Below are 16,944 nucleotides of genomic sequence, written 5' to 3' on the forward strand. Positions count from 1 at the left end.
GCCCGGCTTGATCTGGGAAGAATCATGAGAAAGCGTTTTCTCAGAGCGTTATAAGCTTTGTATCAAGACACTGGCGGTCGCGTCAACCATCGCTCCAAGGACGGAGCAGCACGCGGTCGGCCAACCGGAAGGGGCACCATGGCACGCAGGAATACCAACAGGCGCGTTGGCATTGCCGACGTCGCGGAAAAGGCAGGCGTCTCCCACGCCACCGTGTCGCGCGTCATGAACGGCAACGCAGCAGTGGACCCCGGAATCGCAGAGCGGGTCCGTGCTGCGGCAGCGGAATTGAAGTACCAGCCGAACCCCGTTGGCCGAAGCCTGGCACTGGGAAAGACCGATACCATCGGCATCGTGGTGCCCGACCTTGCCAACCCGACCTTCCAAGCCATCCTGCGCGGACTCAGCATCGCAGCAGCCCAGGACGGTTACAGGGTCCTGATCGCCGATTCATCCGAAGTAACCAGCGAAGAAGCCATCCTGGCCGGAGAAGCACGCCGGCGCTGCGACGGAGTTGTTCTTTGCGCGCCACGCATGGCGGATGCCGAACTCGAAGAGTTGGCTCCCACGCTCCATCCCCTGGTCCTCATCAACCGGACCACCATCACCACCAATACCCCCAGCCTGAGCGTCGACTACGGGGAAGGCATCCAGGAGCTGGCCAAACACCTGGTTTCACTGGGGCACAAGCGCCTGGCCTTCCTTTCCGGTCCCGAACACAGCGCATCGAACCGGCAGCGCCTGGTGGGCCTGGACAAGTTCCGGAGGGAACACCCGGAAATCGAGCTGCAGATGCTCCACGGCGGTTCCAACTTCGATTCCGGACACGAGTCCACGGACGCCATCATCGCCAGCGGCGCTACCGGCATTCTGGCATTCAACGACCTCGTCGCCATGGGCTTGCTCAGCGGCCTGCACGAACGCGGCATCCGGGTCCCGGAAGACATCTCGGTCACCGGCTTCGACGACATCCCGTTCGCCAAGTACACCACTCCCCCGCTCACAACGGCCGCTGTGCCCATCAACGAACTCGGCAGCCTTGCCTGGCGGCGCATGCGCGAACAGATCCAGCAATCGGCCGAAGCCCTCAGCCAACCGCAGGATGAGTTCGAGCCCCGGATTGAAATCCGCAAAAGCACCGCGGCCCCTGCACTCACGCCTACTCCTGCCCCGCGGGTTGGCAGTTAAGAGCAATCCCACCGGGTAAAACTGTCACTTCGGTGAGGGCGCCGAGCCCACACCTGCCTCCGCGTAGAAGCCCCTGATGTGCGCGGCCACCAGCTCCGCTGCCCGGCCGCCGTCGTTCGCGTTGACCGCCTCAAGGATGGCGCGGTGCTCCGCCCGAAGCCGCGCCGAAGTGGCGTTCCAATCGGGCAGGTTTCCTGTCAGTTCGCCGGCGTAGTTTTCTATGGCGCCGCGCAGGGACGCCATCATGGCACTGACGACGGCGTTGCCCGCCGCCTCAGCCAGGGCGACGTGGAACCGGGAGTCCAGGGCCAGGAAAGTGTCGACGTCCGGGGCGTTCTCCATTTGCTCGAGAAGCTCCGCGGCGTCGTCGAGTGCCGCTACCCCCGGCCGGGCCCGCTCCGCTGCCCAGGATTCCAGGAGCACCCTCGTTTCCACGATGTCCGGGACCGGCAGGTGCCTGGTGGCCACGTGCAGGCGAAGGGTGGACCCCAACGCCGACCCCGGTTCAGCGATCACGATGGTGCCTGCGTCCTTTCCGGACCCCACGCCGGCGCGGACCACCCCCATGGCTTCCAGGATCCGCACGGCTTCACGGACGGACGTGCGGGAGACCTGCAATTGCTCGGCCATGGCCCGCTCGCCGGGGAGCCGGCCGCCGAGTGCCAGTTCTCCGCTGGCGAGTTGGTTCTCGATCCATTCCAGGACAAGTTGGTGCGTTCGCATAGTCGAATAGTAGTTGATGTGGTCTGTCCACATGGCCTACAGTGTGGTTAGACCACACCACCACCAGGGAGAACCGAAGTGACAAACACCCTCGATCCCAAGCTCACGGCCGCCCCCGCCAATGCCGGCAGCGACCAGAACGTCAGCCGCGCACCCCAGCCGGCCCCCGCCGTCGTACAGCCTCCCGCGCTGAAGCGCCGCGTCCCCAAAGTGGCCGACCTCGCGCCGCTGATGCAGTTCAAGAAGCCCGAATTCAGCAAGGCCGCCCGCCTCAAGCGGGCCAACACCATCTGGGAACTCCGCGACATCGCCAAGCGGCGGACACCCCAGGCGCCCTTCGATTACACGGACGGTGCGGCCGAAGAGGAAATCACGCTTCGCAGGGCACGCCAGGCGTTCCAGGACATCGAGTTCCGTCCCGGGATCCTGCGCAATGTGTCGAAGATCGACCTGCGCACAGACATCCTTGGGCAGGAGTCGAAGCTTCCGTTCGGCATCGCCCCCACCGGGTTTACCCGTATGATGCAGTCCGAAGGCGAGTACGCCGGCTCCCAGGCAGCTGAAGCCGCCGGGATCCCGTACACGCTGTCCACCATGGGCACGGCATCGATCGAAGACGTTGCAGCGGCTGCACCGAACGGCCGGAACTGGTTCCAGCTGTACTTGTGGACGGACCGGGACCGCTCGCTCGAGCTGATCGAGCGCGCTGCCAAGGCAGGCAATGACACCTTGATGGTCACAGTGGACACGGCAGTGGCCGGCGCCCGGCTCCGCGATGTCCGCAACGGCATGACCATCCCGCCGGCCCTGACCTTGAAGACGGTGCTGGACGCGTCCTACCGGCCGGCCTGGTGGTTCAACTTCCTCACGCACGAACCGCTGACCTTCGCCTCACTGTCCCGCTACACGGGCACGGTGGCCGACCTGATCAACTCGATGTTCGATCCCACACTGACCTACGAGGACCTCGACTGGCTCCGCGAAACGTGGAAGGGCAAGCTCGTGGTCAAGGGCATCCAGACAGTGGAGGACGCCCGGCGCGTCGTGGACCATGGCGCAGACGGGATCGTCCTGTCCAACCACGGCGGACGCCAACTGGACCGGGCACCGATTCCGTTCCACTTGCTGCCGGAGGTGACCTCTGCCCTGGAAGCGGACAACAGCGACGCCGCGGTCGTCCTGGACACAGGCATCATGAGCGGAGCCGACATCGTGGCAGCACTTGCCCTTGGCGCGGACTTCGCTTTGATCGGCCGCGCCTACCTGTACGGACTCATGGCCGGGGGCCGCGAGGGCGTGGACCGCACCATCCAGATCCTGGAGAAGGACATGACCCGCACCATGGCCCTGCTGGGCGTCAGCAAGGTTTCGGAGCTGAACCCGGAGCACGTGCGGCTGCTCCAGCGCTGACCCGTCCAGGTACGCTAACCCATCCAAGTAGCAGTAGAGCGCGTTCTGAGGGTTCAGAACGCGCTCTACTGCTACTCAGTTGGAATTAGATCAGGCCCTGGGCGAGCATCGCGTCGGCTACCTTGACGAAACCACCGATGTTCGCGCCCACTACGTAGTTACCGGGCGCGCCGTATTCCTCGGCCGTCTCGGCGCAGCGGTCGTGGATGCCCACCATGATCTCGGTGAGGCGTTGCTCGGTGTGCTCGAACGACCACGAATCGCGGCTGGCGTTCTGCTGCATTTCCAGGGCCGAGGTTGCCACGCCGCCGGCGTTGGCAGCCTTGCCCGGCCCGAACAGGATGCCGGCCTCCTGGAAGACGGACACGGCCTTCTGGGTGGAAGGCATGTTGGCACCTTCGGCCACGGCGAGCAGGCCATTGCTGACCAGCTTTGCAGCGGCGTTGCCGTCCAGCTCGTTCTGGGTGGCGCAGGGCAGGGCAACAGTGCCGTTGACGTCCCACACGCTACCGCCGGCAACGTAGCTCGAGCCGGGGCGCCGGGCCGCGTACTCCGTGAGGCGTGCGCGCTCCACTTCCTTGATCTGGCGCAGGAGTTCGACGTCGATGCCGGAATCGTCCACGATGTAGCCGGCCGAATCGGAGCACGCCACCACAGTTGCGCCAAGCGCCTGGGCCTTGGCGATCGCGTGGATGGCAACATTGCCCGAACCCGAGACCACAACGCGCTGGCCGTCGAAGGAGGTTCCGCGGGTCTTCAGCATTTCCTGCGCGAAGATCACGGTGCCGTAGCCGGTGGCCTCCGGGCGGACCAGCGATCCGCCCCAGGAGATGCCCTTTCCGGTGAGCACACCGGACTCATACCGGTTGGTGATCCGCTTGTACTGGCCAAAGAGGTAGCCGATTTCGCGGCCGCCCACGCCGATGTCGCCCGCGGGGACGTCAGTGTATTCTCCGATGTGCCGGTACAGCTCGGTCATGAAGGACTGGCAGAAACGCATGATTTCCGCATCGCTGCGGCCACGGGGGTCAAAGTCGGATCCGCCCTTGCCGCCACCGATCGGCATGCCGGTCAGGGCGTTCTTGAAGATCTGCTCGAAGCCCAGGAACTTCACGATTCCCAGGTACACGGACGGGTGGAAACGGAGACCGCCCTTGTACGGGCCGAGGGCCGAGTTGAACTCCACCCGGAAGCCACGGTTGACGTGTACACGGCCGGAGTCGTCAGTCCACGGGACGCGGAAGATGATCTGGCGTTCAGGCTCGCAGAGGCGCTCCAGGACCGCACCCTCAAGGAACTCGGGGTGCCTGTCGTGGACCGGGCCGAGGCTTTCGAAAACCTCGGTCACGGCTTGGTGGAACTCCTTCTCACCCGGATTGCGAGCAAGTACGGTGTCCCGGACGGCTTCGAGCCTTGAATCCATTGCGTCTTCCAATCCCTTCAGTGCCACGGGCGGCGGCAAGACAGTAAGTCGCACTCATGGTTTCACCATCAAAGGTAGGATCTCCACCCGGGTCGGATGTGACCGAGGAACGCGAGTTAACACAACCGTGGAAAATCCTTGAAATGTAAAGGATCAGAAGGTGAACAAAACCTCACAATGTGAGAAGGATCACGTTAGATTGCGGGCTAGCGCTTCCGCCCGAACTTAGGCAGGGTGGGCAGGTTCGCAAGCAGGTCGGCTGCCTTGGTGGCGGCCCGGCCCACCGTGCGGCCAATTTGCTGCGGAACAGTGTCATCGGTCTGAAGCTCCACCGAGACCGGAGCCTCGCCGGCCTGAACCGTGACGGCCGGACTCAACGCTTGGGGCACCGCTGTCAGTTCGGCTGCGGCGGGAGCTTCGGCCACCTCGGCAGCCACTGCCGCTTTCTCCCCCGCAGAAGGTACGACGGCGACGGGAGCCGCGGGTCCGACGTCGAACGTTTCCAGCCAGCTGGCCACGCCGGCCAGGGGCTTGGGGTTCAGGGTGTAGTAACGCTTCTGGCCCTGCGCGCGCATGCTGACAAGGTCCGCTTCACGCAAGACTTTCAGGTGCTTGGAGATAGTGGGCTGGCTCGCAGCCAGTTCTTCCACCAGTTCGCCTACAGCCTTATCCCCAGAGCGGAGGGAAACCAGGATCTCGCGCCTGGTTGCCTCAGCTATGACGGCAAATACGTCGTCAGTCACCATGCCTCCCACCCTAGCGACATATACGTCAATTGGCATCCCTGTTTCCTGCGGCGTCACCGCCCTCCCCGTTGACCGCGCAATGACCCGGTGCTACAACGTTTTCACGGTCCGTCCGGGCTCCCAGGCCCCGACCGCCAACTGCACGGGGTGCATTGCTATGGCTGACTTCTTCCGCCGGCATATCTTCAACATCATCGCTGCGGCGTTCCTGGCGCTGTTTGTCCTGGTGTGGACCACGGTGCTCATCCGGGTGGGCACGTGGGTTCCGACCGGCCAGGCCGAGGCACCCGAACTCAACGGAGCGTTGGTGACGGCCGCCGGAGTCCTGGCCACGTCGCTGAGTTCCCTCACCGCTTCGGCGTTGGGGTTCACCATCTCGGAGGTCAAAAGGGACAACGCCGGGGCGGACGGGAACGGGCCGCTGGTGAACCCTGCACAGGTGGCCACCCGGCTCTCCGGACGGGTGATCTTCGCGATCATGACCTACATGACCATGGGCATGCTGGTCCTGGTGCTGTGGCTCTTCAAAGGCCAGGCTTCAACGGACCTCATCGGAGCTTTCGCCTTGTCATTGCTCGGCTGGCTGGTGGGGGCTGCAGGGGTGGTGTTCCAGACCGAAAAGTCGGACGCCTAGCCGCAAACGCTCAGTCGAACCAGGGGTCCAGGCCGTACAACGGAAAGATCTCCTTGCGCGTGGCGATGACAGTCCGGTCCACGGGATCGGCAGGGTCATAGCCCACTTCCCAGGAGCGCCACCAGATATCGACGTCGTCGCCCATGCTTTCCGGCGCGGACACCCCGTACTTCTCGCTGACATAGGTGCGCCACGATGCGGGCACGGGCTTGGCCAGGGGAACGGGACGCTGCGTCACCATTCCGATCAAGTGGGTCCACGCGCGCGGAACAACGTTCACAACCTCGTACCCGCCGCCCCCGGTGGCTATCCACCGGTTATCGCAGTACCTGGCCGCGAGGCTTCCGATCGCGCTTGCGGCCTCCCGCTGGGCGTCCACGCTGAGGTTGAGGTGCGTCAATGGATCCAGCCGGTGGGAGTCGCAACCGTGCTGGCTCACAATGACCTCGGGCTGGAAAGCGCCCACGATCTGCGGAACCACTGCGTAGAACGCCCGAAGCCACGCGGCGTCGCCCGTGAACGCCGGAACGGCCACGTTCACTGCCGTGCCCGGGGCATTCGGGCCACCGGTCTCATTGGCGAAACCTGTTCCGGGGAACATGGTGAGGCCCGACTCGTGCAAGGAAATGGTCATGACGCGCGGATCGTCCCAAAACAGGCTCTGGGTCCCGTCGCCGTGGTGGGCGTCGACGTCGATGCTCACCACCCGCTGCACGCCGTTGTCGAGCAGCCTCTGGATGGCCATCGCGACGTCGTTATAGATGCAGAAGCCGCTGGCCCGTTCGCGGGCGGCATGGTGCATCCCGCCGCTGAAGTTGACGGCCCGCACGGCGGCCCCGGACAGAATCGCGTCCGCCGCCACCAGCGAACCTCCGGCCAGTCGCGCGCTGGCCTCGTGCATTCCGGCGAACGCCGGGTCGTCTTCGGTCCCGAGCCCGCGTTCTTCATCCGGAGTGAAAGGGTCATCACTGACCTTCCGCACCGCTTCCACATAGGCGGCGCTATGGACCGAGCAAAGTTCGACGTCGGTGGCTATCCTGGGCGGTTCCATCGCCACATGCTTGTGGTCGAACAGGCCCAGCGTTTCAGCAAGTCTTGCTGTCAGCTCAAGCCGCTGCGGTGCCATCGGGTGGGTAGGCCCGAAGTTGTACGCGGTCATGGCAGAGTCCCACACCACCGTCGTTGGCAGTGCGGAGCGGGTGATGCTGGAAGCAGGCGTTCCAAGCGTGTCATTCATCCAGAACAGGCTACCTGAGGGCGTCCCGCCGCTTCGCCCGGTTACGGCGGGCGAATAGTGGTTTACTACTCAGGGAAAGTATGTTCACTTGAGGAAGAGCGCCATGTCTCAAAGCCAGTCGCGGTCAACTACCCCGGCCAACTGGCAACCCGGCCAGCCGGAACGCGAAGGCTTGTGGATTTTCACGCGTGCGCGCGACTTTATCGACAACATCGCCAACACCTCCCCGGCCCGCCTGGCGCTGGTGGCCTTCTCCTTGGTCATCCTGCTTTTCACCGGGCTACTGTCACTTCCGGCGTCTTCTGCCTCCGGGGAGCCCACTCCCCTCCACCAAGCCATGTTTACCGCGGTTTCCAGCGTCTGCGTTACCGGGTTGACGGTTGTTTCCACTGCCACCCACTGGTCTTTCTTCGGGCAGCTCGTCATCCTGATCGGCATCTTCGTGGGCGGCCTCGGTACGCTCACGCTGGCGTCGCTGCTGGCCCTCATGGTGAGCAAACGGCTTGGTGTCCGTGGAAAGCTCATCGCGCAGGAAGCCATGAACAACGCCGGCAGGCTCGGCGAAGTGGGTACCCTGCTCCGGATCGTGATCGTGACCTCGGTGGTCATCGAGGGTGCCTTGGCCCTGGTCCTGGTGCCACGGTTCATGCTGCTGGGTGAGCCGTTCTGGCAATCGGTGTGGCACGGTGTCTTCTACTCCATCTCAGCCTTCAACAACGCCGGCTTCACTCCGCACTCGGACGGAATCGTTCCCTACGAGACCGATCTGTGGATCCTCGTACCCCTGATGCTGGGGGTATTCCTGGGCAGCCTCGGCTTTCCCGTGGTCATGGTGCTGCAGCAAAACGGCTTGAACTGGAAGAAATGGAACCTGCACACCAAGCTCACCATCCAGGTGTCCTTCATCCTGCTGGCGGCGGGAACAGTCCTCTGGGCATTGATGGAGTGGGACAACCTGCGGACCATCGGGCACATGAGCCTTGGGGACAAGATCATCCACTCACTCTTCGCCTCGGTGATGACCCGGTCCGGTGGATTCAACCTGGTGGACCAGAACCACATGGAATCCACCACCATGCTGCTCACGGATGCCCTGATGTTCGCCGGCGGCGGTTCGGCGTCCACCGCGGGCGGAATCAAGGTGACCACCATCGCCGTCATGTTCCTGGCAATCGTTGCCGAAGCGCGCGGTGACGCAGACGTCAAGGTCTACGGCCGAACCATCCCCCAAGGCACCATGCGGGTAGCCATCTCCGTCATCGTGGCCGGAGCAACGCTCGTCTCCGTGGCTGCTTTCCTGCTGTTGTCCATCAGCGGAGCTTCCCTGGACCGGGTGCTGTTTGAAACCATTTCCGCCTTTGCCACCGTTGGACTGAGCACCAACCTCAGTGCCGAACTGCCGCCGTCGGGCGTTTACGTCCTGACAGCGTTGATGTTCGCGGGCCGCGTCGGCACCGTTACCCTTGCTGCGGGCCTGGCCCTGCGCCAGCGCAGCCAGCTGTACCACTACCCGGAAGAGAGGCCAATCATTGGCTAGCATCCAAGGGGCGGCCAATCGCCCCGCCCACAACGCGCCTGTCCTGGTGATCGGACTCGGGCGTTTCGGTTCGGCAACCGCCGAGCAACTGGTGAAACAAGGCCGGGAGGTCCTTGCGATCGAACGTGACCGTGGGCTTGTCCAGAAGTGGGCACCGGTGCTGACCCACGTCGTGGAAGCCGATGCCACCAACATCGACGCCCTCCGTCAGCTCGGTGCGCAGGAATTCAGCTCCGCCGTGGTGGGCGTCGGTACATCGATCGAATCCTCCGTGTTGATCACGGTGAACCTGGTGGACCTCGGAATCCAGCACTTGTGGGTCAAGGCCATCACGCCCTCGCACGGGAAGATTCTCAGCCGCATCGGCGCCAACCACGTCATCTACCCCGAAGCCGATGCCGGCGTCCGTGCAGCGCACCTCGTGTCCGGGCGCATGCTGGACTTCATAGAGTTCGACGACGACTACGCAATCGTCAAGATGTACCCGCCCAAGGAAACCGTGGGCTTCACGCTGGAGGAATCCAAGGTCCGCTCAAAGTACGGCGTGACGATCGTTGGCGTGAAGACTCCGGGCGAGGACTTCACGTATGCCCGGCCGGAAACCAAAGTGTCCGGACACGACATGCTGATCGTATCCGGACACGTGGACTTGTTGGAGCGCTTCGCGGCGCGGCCTTAGCGGCGCGGCCTTGGCGGTTCGGCGCGGGCTTAGCGGTGCGGCGCCGCCTTGGCGGTCAGCCAAGCTCCTTGGTGATCTCAGCTGCCCTCGCTGCGGCAGCCCGGGCGCCTTCGGCAATGATCTTGGGCAGCCCGCCGTCGTCGAACGCGGCAATGGCGCGTTCGGTGGTGCCGTTCGGGCTGGTGACTGCCTTGCGGAGTGCGCTCGGATCCGCACCCGGTTCAGCGAGCATGAAGCCGGCCCCGGCTACGGTCTCGCGCGCAAGCATGACGGACAATTCCTCGTCCAGACCGAGCTCAACACCGGCGGCGGCCATGGCCTCGGCCAGATAGAACGCATAAGCGGGACCCGAACCGCTGATCGCGGACAGGGCGTCCACCTGCTCCTCAGGAATCTCCACAACCTTGCCGGCTCCTGCGAACGCAGCCTTGGCTGACTCGAGCTGCACAGCCGTGCAGTGCGTTCCGGGCGACACTGAAATGACGCCCCGGCCCAACTTGGAGGGAGTGTTCGGCATAGTGCGGATCACCGGCTGGCCGTCCGGGAGGGCCGCCTCAAGCTGGGCAATGGAAACCGCGGCAGCAACGCTGACCACCACAGTATCCTTCGCCAGCGCCGGGCTGATTTCCCGGGCGAGGTCCGTGATGCCCACAGGCTTGACGCCCAGGATAACCATGCTGGAACCCTTGGTGGCCAGCTTGTTGTTGTCCGGTTCCTCTTCGCCTGCAATAGCGGTAACCCGGTGCCGCTCGGCCAGCTCCTCCGCCCGCTCGGCCCGCCGCACCGTGGCGACGATGTCCGAAGGGGCGGTCCCGGCAGCAAGGATGCCGGTGAGAATTGCCTCGTTCATTGATCCACAGCCAAGGAATGCGATTCGGTTGCTCATTGGTCCATCATGGCAGTTCCCCTGCGGAGGGGTCGAACGGAGTCCGCACTGAGGGATTCACAGCAAGTTCCCAAGATTATTGCAGGCCCCACCCAAGGTTGGTCCGTAAGTTGGTTCTTACCTCATTGAGGGTGCGAGTGATGAGGCGGGCATGGGGATGTCCGCCAGCAGCACCGGTGGCCGGGACGGGTTTTCCCCCATTTCCCGATTCGGCCGCCGGTGCTTTCGCTTTTAAGCGGGGTTATGGGACAAAACGCGAGGCAAAGGCTTCCGCTGTAAGCACGCCAAAGCCCGGGCCCAGGTTTTATGTCCGGGTCCCGGGCCTTGCCGAAGCCGGCGCTACCCCTCCAGGCTGCGGACCGGGGCAGCGAGGTGCTGGCGTGCGAAGCGCAACGTCTCAGCGAGCATCTCCTCACGCTCCCCGGTGACCTTGGCCTTACGGGTGGAAATCTCGGCCACCACCGCGCCTGTGAACCCGTTGGAGGCAAGATGTTGAAGGACACCGGCGCACTGCTGGGTTCCTGTTCCCGGGACCAGGTGTTCGTCTTTGCCCGAGCCTGAACCATCCGTGAGATGGACGTGCCGCAGTTTGCTGCCCAAGGCCTTCACGGCCTCCAAACTGTTGGCCCCGGCAGTGGCCGCATGCGAGAAGTCCCACGTGACGGCGTCGTAATCCCCCTCCATAGGGTCCCAGTGCGGCAGGTAAGCCACCGCTTCACGTCCCCGGACGCGCCACGGGTACATGTTTTCAACGGCGATGTGCACTTGGTACATTGCCGAGATCTCACGGACGCCTTCAACGAAGTTTTCGGCGTAGTTGGACTGCCACCGGAAAGGCGGGTGCACCACCACGGTGTCGCAACCCACCTCCTTGGCCATCTGGCAGGAACGCTCAATCTTGTTCCAGGCGGTGCCCCAAACCTGTTGCGTCAACAACAGCGTGGGTGCGTGGATGGACACGATTTCCTGGTTGTAGCGGTGGCTTAGCTGGATGAGCGCACCGGGGTTTTGGCTCACGGCATTGTTGGTGACCATGACCTCCACGCCGTCATAACCGAGGTCCTGGGCCACGGCGAAGGCGTCGTGGACGCTGAGCGGGTAAACGGATGCGCTGGACAGCGCCACCGGAATCCGGCGATGGTTCTCTGAAGGTTCGACGTCGGTAGTCATCCTAGGAAGCCAACCCCCTTGCCGTCGTGGCCGGTGCAGTGTCGGAGACCGGCGCGCCGAGCTGTACCGGCAGGCCCTCTACCGGGTGCGCGGGACCGTCGGCATCTGCTTGCCCGGCCGTTTCCAAGTGCTTGTCTGTATCCGTGTGCTCTTCGCTTTCCTTGGCCTTCTTCTTCTTTTTGGACTTGTCTTTCTTGCGCTTGCCCACATGCGGGGCCGGCTCGAGGGCTTCCTCGAAGACCAATTGGTCCAGCCGGCGGAGGATCAGGCCCTCCCGCAGGGCCCACGGGCAGATCTCCATTTTGGGAAACTCGAAAAGCTCCAGTGCAGCCTCGGCGACCAGTGCTCCGGCGAGCAGCTGGCGGGCCCGGGCGTCGGAAACACCCGGGAGGTACAGGCGATCCGCCACGGTCATGGCGGAGATCCGCTGTGCCCAGAGGCCGAGGTCCGCCGCATGGAGCTCGCGTTTGACGTACGGGCCTGCGGCGCTCGGCGCGGCACCCGCAATACGTGCCAGGGACCGGAAAGTCTTAGACGTCCCCGCCACGAGGTTGGCCCGGCCGAGTTCCTGGAATTCGCGCACCACCGGTTTGAGGGTCGAGCGGATGTACCGTCGCAGTTCCTTGACGCTCTTGGCCGTGGGCGGGTCCTCGTGCAGCCAGTCCCGGGTGAGCCGGCTCGCGCCCAAGGGCACGGACGTGGCGAACTCGGGAAGCTCGTCAGTGCCGTAGGCCATTTCGAACGAGCCACCGCCTATGTCCAGGTCCAGGATGGGCCCTGCCCCCCAGCCGTACCAGCGGCGCACGGCGAAGAACGTCATGGACGCTTCTTCGCTGCCAGTGAGTTCCTGCAGCGTCACGGTGGTTTCGTGCTTGACCCTGGCCAGGACCTCGGCACCGTTGGTGGCCTCGCGAATGGCCGAGGTACAAAAGGCCAACAGATCCTCGGCCTTGTGGCGGGCAGCGAACTCCCACGCTTCAAGGACAAATTCGATCAGCTCGTGCTGGCCCTCATCACTGATGTTTCCGTCGCCGTCCAGGTATTGCACCAGCGACAACGGACGCTTATGGGAGGCGAAAGCCACCGGACGCGCGCCGGGATGGGCATCGACCAGCAGCAAGTGGACGGTGTTTGACCCGATGTCGAGAACGCCAAGACGCATTCTGCCATTATTCACCGAATCGGAGCCCGGGAAGCAACTCGCGGGCACGTTTCGTCCGACTCTGAGGCCCTTTTACTCTGCAGCCTCGCCGACTTCGTCCGCCCGCTTGAAATCACGGCGGATATTGGCGATGCCTTCAGGATCGATCTCGAAGCCGTGCTCGCTTCCAGGGTTGATGACCAGGCCCAGTTCGTCGCCGATGTTCGCGAGGATGGCCGAGCCCATGGTACCCAGCACGTTCGGGGCCGCTTCGAGGAAGCGGGCATCCACACGGCTCGGGTGGCTGAAGACAGCAAGGACCGGCTGGTTGTCCGCGTTGGACAGCACCAAGGGTTCCACGGAGGAATCCGGACCGTCTACGGCTTCGGAGCTGACCAGGTAGACCTCGTTGTTCAGGAAGGCGAGGATGACATCCACCGGATTCACATCCGGCTGCTCGGCCAAAGCAAGCTTCGCCTCAAGATCATTCAATGGTTGGTTGTCCGGGGCGGCAGTCTGTTCAGTCATGGTTCTACTCGACCATGATGGCGGCCGGGACGCAAAGTGCGATCATCGCCATGCGTCCCGACGCAGTGCTATTTCTTCGCCGCTGCCTTGCGGGCCGGTGCCTTGCGGGTGGTCCGTTTCACCGGGCCCTTGGCGCGCTTCTCGGCGAGCAGCTCGATGGCCCGTTCCCTGGTGAGCTCTTCCAAGGACGTGGAACGCGGAACCGTAATGTTGGTGACGCCGTCAGTGATGTAGGGGCCGAAGCGGCCTTCCTTCACCACGATGTTCTTTTCCGACACGGGATCGGGACCGAACTCAGCCAGCGGCGGGACCGCTGCACGGGCGCCACGCTGCTTGGGCTGCGAATAGATCTCCAGCGCCTGCTCCAGGGTGATCGTGAAGATTTCCTCCTCCGAACCAATGGAGCGCGAGTCCGTCCCCTTCTTCAGGTAAGGCCCAAAGCGGCCGTTCTGCACGGTGATGGGGTTGCCTTCCGCGTCCTCGCCGAGGACCCGTGGCAGGCTCATCAGCTGCAAAGCTTCGTCCAGCGTGACGGTGTCCACGGACATGGACTTGAACAGCGAGCCGGTGCGGGGCTTGACCTTCACAGGCTTCTTGGGCGGCTTCGGCTTGCCGTTCTTGTAATACTCAACCGGCTGATTGGCGATCTGTTCTTCCGTCATTTCCGGGATGATCTCGGTGACGTAAGCGCCGTAGCGGCCGTTCTTGGCTACAACTGTGTGCCCGGTGTGCGGATCTGTTCCCAGGACCCGTTCCTCGGGTGCCGCCGTTTCCATGAGCTCGATGGCTTTGGCTGCCGTCAGCTCATCCGGGGCCAGTTCCTCGGGAACATTGGCCCGCGCGGACTCCACGACCTCCCCGGTTTTCTCATCGACCGTGGGGATGGTGCTCTCAAGGTACGGGCCGAACTTACCCACCCGCAGCGTGATGCCGTCTGCGATCGGCACGGAGTTGATCTCGCGGGCGTCGATCTCGCCGAGGTTGTTGACGATGCTCAACAGGCCGGGATCGGCATCTTCTCCGTAGTAGAAGTGCTTCAGCCATGCTGCGCCCACCGCTTGCCCGTTGGCGATCTTGTCCAGGTCGCCTTCCATGTCAGCGGTGAATTCGTAGTCCACATAGTCGGTGAAGTGCTGTTCCAGCAGGCGGATCACAGAGAAGGCGATCCAGCTGGGTACCAGCGCGGAACCTTGCTTGCGGACGTAGCCGCGGTCCTGGATGGTGGAAATGGTCGAAGCGTAGGTAGACGGGCGTCCAATGCCTCGCTTTTCCAGTTCAGCGGTCAATGACGCTTCGGTGTACCTCGGCGGCGGAGATGTCTCGTGGCCAACCGCAACAATATCCGAGGCGGTAAGGGAATCGTCCTTGGCCACGTTCGGCAGGCGGCGGGCGTCGTCCGAGTCGTCATCGCCGCGGCCCTCGTCCTTGCCTTCCTCATAGGCGGCAAGGAAGCCGGGGAAGGTGATCACGGTACCGGAAGCAGAGAACTCGGCGTCCCGGCCGTCCGCTGCAACTGCGCCAAGGCGGATGGTTGCCGTGGAGCCCTTGGCATCTGCCATCTGGGAGGCCACGGTGCGCTTCCAAATGAGTTCGTACAGCCGGAACTCGTCTCCGCTGAGCTGCTTGGCCACCTGGGCCGGGGTGCGGAAGGAGTCACCGGCCGGGCGGATAGCCTCGTGCGCTTCCTGGGCGTTCGCGGCCTTGTTCGCGTAGATCCGCGGACTCTGCGGCACGAATTCGGGACCGTAGAGCTCAGCAGCCTGGCGACGCGCGGCCGTGACGGCCTCGTCGCTCAACGCCGAGGAGTCCGTACGCATATAGGTGATGTAGCCGTTTTCATAGAGGCGCTGCGCAACCTGCATGGTGCTCTTGGAGGAGAACCTGAGCTTACGGCCGGCTTCCTGCTGCAGCGTGGAAGTGGTGAACGGGGCGGCGGGACGGCGGGTGTACGGCTTGGTGTCCACGGAGCGGACCTTGAAGTCCGCGTTCTCCAGGCCGGCAGCAAGGGAGGTGGCTAGTTCCTCGTTGAGGTGGACCACGTTCGAGGAGACCAGCTGGCCGTCGTCATTGAAATCGCGGCCGGTGGCAACCTTGGAGCCGTCGACGGCAGCAAGCTTGGCCTTGAAGGAGCCCGACTCGGCGCCGAATTGGCCCGTCAGGTCCCAGTAGGAAGCGGCCTTGAACGCCATGCGCTCACGTTCACGGTCAACCACCATCCGGGTCACCACGGACTGCACGCGTCCTGCGGAAAGGCCGCGGGCAACCTTGCGCCACAGCACAGGCGATATTTCGTAGCCGTACAGCCTGTCCAGGATCCGTCGGGTTTCCTGCGCATCAACGAGGGCCGTGTCCACGTCGCGCAGGTTGTCCATCGCGCGGTGGATTGCTTCCTTGGTGATTTCACCGAAGGTCATGCGGTAGACCGGAACTTTGGGCTTCAGGACCTCAAGGAGGTGCCACGCGATGGCTTCGCCTTCGCGGTCCCCATCGGTTGCGAGGTAAAGCGCGTCGGCGTCTTTCAGCTGGGCCTTGAGTTCGGCGACCTTCTTCTTTTTGTCCGGGGAGACGACGTAGTACGGCTTGAAGTCGTGCTCAACGTCAACAGCGAACTTGCCCAGCGAGGTCTTCTTGAGTTCTGCAGGGAGGTCGGACGGCTGCGGAAGGTCACGGATGTGACCAATGGAAGCCTCGACGATGAAGCCTTCGCCAAGGTACTTGGCGATGGTCTTGCTCTTGGCCGGAGACTCCACGATCACGAGTTTCTTGCCGGTTTTTGCCTTGCTGGGCACGGTGCTCCTACAGAAAAAATGTGTATTTGGGCTGGTGCCCATATTGGCCTAGTTCACCATAGTTTGCAGAATCCTGCGTTTGGGCCGGTCAATCCGCCCTTCCAGGATGCCGGTTGGTGGCTGGCTCCTGAATCCTAGTTCCCGGGCGCTGACCGATCGTCCGGAATCATCGACCATAACGTAGCAACACGTTCAGCATCTTGCGGAATCCGGGTGGGATCCTCGAGCTCGTACTCCCTGAGAATTTCACGGATTCTGTCCGAAAGTTCCTTACGCTGCTGGTTGGTCAAATACAGCAGGTTGCTGGACAGGAGCACCGATGCCGGTTCCTCCGCAGTCTCACCGCGTTGCCGCCGTTCGCCCCTGGCCTTGGCAAAAGCGGACGCCCTCCGCCTGAACGCATCGAGTTCCAGATCGACAACCGCGATCTCCGGGCTGGCGACGCTGCCGCCGGAAATGGTGAAGTCCTTCCCTGCCGCCTTCCACCGACGTTCGCGGGCGTCGCCTGCGTTCTCGGCCGGAACAACGATCCCCCACTTCTGGAGTGCGCGGAGGTGGTAGCTCATGGCGCTGGGAGTCAGGCCCGTCCTGGCAGCAAGTTCCGTGGCCGTGTGGCTTACCTGCGTGGCATAAAGTTCCGAGATGACTTCCAACCTCGCCGCGTGCGCCAAGGCGCGGATGGCTTTGGGATCGGTGATCTCAACTTTTTGCTCGTTACGTCCACTGCCCGCCGGTTCGCCCGCTACCCCGGTCTCCTGATTCTTCGCAATCACTTCATCAGTGTAATCAGCGTCACGTCCAGGGAGATCAGCGCCACGTGGGGGTACTGAGGGAGTGCGGGTGCCGGCACCGG

15 protein-coding genes are annotated in these 16,944 nt (G+C 63.6%); 5 read left to right on the forward strand and 10 right to left on the reverse strand.

Annotation, left to right across the window (positions count from 1 at the left end; translation table 11 throughout):
• Window positions 1-138: 138 nt before the first annotated feature.
• The gene (locus RI444_RS17520; RefSeq protein ID WP_062097829.1) at window positions 139-1,188 is read left to right on the forward strand and encodes a LacI family DNA-binding transcriptional regulator; all 1,050 of its coding nucleotides are present in this window, start codon (window positions 139-141) and stop codon (window positions 1,186-1,188) included.
• Window positions 1,189-1,212: 24 nt separating this feature from the next.
• On the opposite strand, the gene RI444_RS17525 is transcribed toward RI444_RS17520, so the two are convergent.
• Window positions 1,213-1,911: a FadR/GntR family transcriptional regulator gene (locus tag RI444_RS17525; RefSeq protein WP_069695910.1), complete on the reverse strand. Its 699-nt coding sequence runs from the start codon at window positions 1,909-1,911 to the stop codon at window positions 1,213-1,215.
• 78 nt (window positions 1,912-1,989) lie between these two features.
• On the opposite strand from RI444_RS17525, the gene RI444_RS17530 reads away from it, so the two are divergent.
• Window positions 1,990-3,321, forward strand: a complete 1,332-nt coding sequence (locus RI444_RS17530; RefSeq protein WP_062097834.1) for an alpha-hydroxy acid oxidase — start codon at window positions 1,990-1,992, stop codon at window positions 3,319-3,321.
• An 85-nt stretch (window positions 3,322-3,406) separates the two neighbouring features.
• Here RI444_RS17530 and gdhA read toward each other — a convergent pair whose 3' ends face one another.
• Both gdhA and RI444_RS17540 read right to left on the reverse strand, forming a co-directional pair.
• Window positions 3,407-4,744: an NADP-specific glutamate dehydrogenase gene (gene gdhA / locus RI444_RS17535; RefSeq protein WP_071416110.1), complete on the reverse strand. Its 1,338-nt coding sequence runs from the start codon at window positions 4,742-4,744 to the stop codon at window positions 3,407-3,409.
• 206 nt (window positions 4,745-4,950) lie between these two features.
• Window positions 4,951-5,490: an ArsR/SmtB family transcription factor gene (locus RI444_RS17540; protein WP_062099325.1), complete on the reverse strand. Its 540-nt coding sequence runs from the start codon at window positions 5,488-5,490 to the stop codon at window positions 4,951-4,953.
• A gap of 157 nt (window positions 5,491-5,647) precedes the next feature.
• Here RI444_RS17540 and RI444_RS17545 point away from each other — a divergent pair, with 157 nt between their 5' ends.
• Window positions 5,648-6,124, forward strand: coding sequence for a hypothetical protein (locus RI444_RS17545; protein ID WP_062099328.1), 477 nt, complete (start codon window positions 5,648-5,650; stop codon window positions 6,122-6,124).
• Between the two features lie 10 nt (window positions 6,125-6,134).
• Here the strand turns inward: RI444_RS17545 and RI444_RS17550 are convergent, their stop codons facing one another.
• Window positions 6,135-7,361 carry an acetoin utilization protein AcuC gene (locus RI444_RS17550; protein WP_207605587.1) on the reverse strand — a complete coding sequence of 409 codons (1,227 nt, stop codon included), beginning with the start codon at window positions 7,359-7,361 and terminating at the stop codon, window positions 6,135-6,137.
• 103 nt (window positions 7,362-7,464) lie between these two features.
• On the opposite strand from RI444_RS17550, the gene RI444_RS17555 reads away from it, so the two are divergent.
• Window positions 7,465-8,898, forward strand: a complete 1,434-nt coding sequence (locus RI444_RS17555; protein WP_062097837.1) for a TrkH family potassium uptake protein — start codon at window positions 7,465-7,467, stop codon at window positions 8,896-8,898.
• A complete protein-coding gene (locus RI444_RS17560; protein ID WP_021473824.1) occupies window positions 8,891-9,577 on the forward strand; it encodes a potassium channel family protein in 687 nt (228 codons plus the stop codon). The genes RI444_RS17555 and RI444_RS17560 overlap by 8 nt, the downstream gene beginning before the upstream one ends.
• Window positions 9,578-9,632: 55 nt before the next feature.
• Here RI444_RS17560 and proC read toward each other — a convergent pair whose 3' ends face one another.
• The 6 genes from proC to RI444_RS17590 all read right to left on the reverse strand — a co-directional run bounded on the left by proC (window position 9,633) and on the right by RI444_RS17590 (window position 16,864).
• Entirely contained in the window at window positions 9,633-10,463 is an 831-nt protein-coding gene (proC, locus tag RI444_RS17565; protein ID WP_062097839.1) for a pyrroline-5-carboxylate reductase, read from the reverse strand.
• A 339-nt stretch (window positions 10,464-10,802) separates the two neighbouring features.
• Window positions 10,803-11,633: a sugar phosphate isomerase/epimerase family protein gene (locus RI444_RS17570; RefSeq protein WP_062097841.1), complete on the reverse strand. Its 831-nt coding sequence runs from the start codon at window positions 11,631-11,633 to the stop codon at window positions 10,803-10,805.
• A 1-nt stretch (window position 11,634) separates the two neighbouring features.
• Entirely contained in the window at window positions 11,635-12,795 is a 1,161-nt protein-coding gene (locus RI444_RS17575) for a Ppx/GppA phosphatase family protein (RefSeq protein ID WP_227471534.1), read from the reverse strand.
• A gap of 72 nt (window positions 12,796-12,867) precedes the next feature.
• A complete protein-coding gene (locus RI444_RS17580; RefSeq protein ID WP_207605586.1) occupies window positions 12,868-13,302 on the reverse strand; it encodes an SseB family protein in 435 nt (144 codons plus the stop codon).
• Window positions 13,303-13,370: 68 nt separating this feature from the next.
• Window positions 13,371-16,091 (reverse strand): type I DNA topoisomerase, encoded by a 2,721-nt coding sequence (gene topA / locus RI444_RS17585; protein WP_207605585.1) that lies wholly within the window; start codon window positions 16,089-16,091, stop codon window positions 13,371-13,373.
• A gap of 134 nt (window positions 16,092-16,225) precedes the next feature.
• Window positions 16,226-16,864, reverse strand: coding sequence for a helix-turn-helix domain-containing protein (locus RI444_RS17590; RefSeq protein WP_062097847.1), 639 nt, complete (start codon window positions 16,862-16,864; stop codon window positions 16,226-16,228).
• Between the last annotated feature and the right edge of the window lie 80 nt (window positions 16,865-16,944).

The sequence above is a fragment of the Paenarthrobacter sp. AT5 genome (genome assembly GCF_032764245.1).
GTDB classification, from domain to species: domain Bacteria; phylum Actinomycetota; class Actinomycetes; order Actinomycetales; family Micrococcaceae; genus Arthrobacter; species Arthrobacter ureafaciens.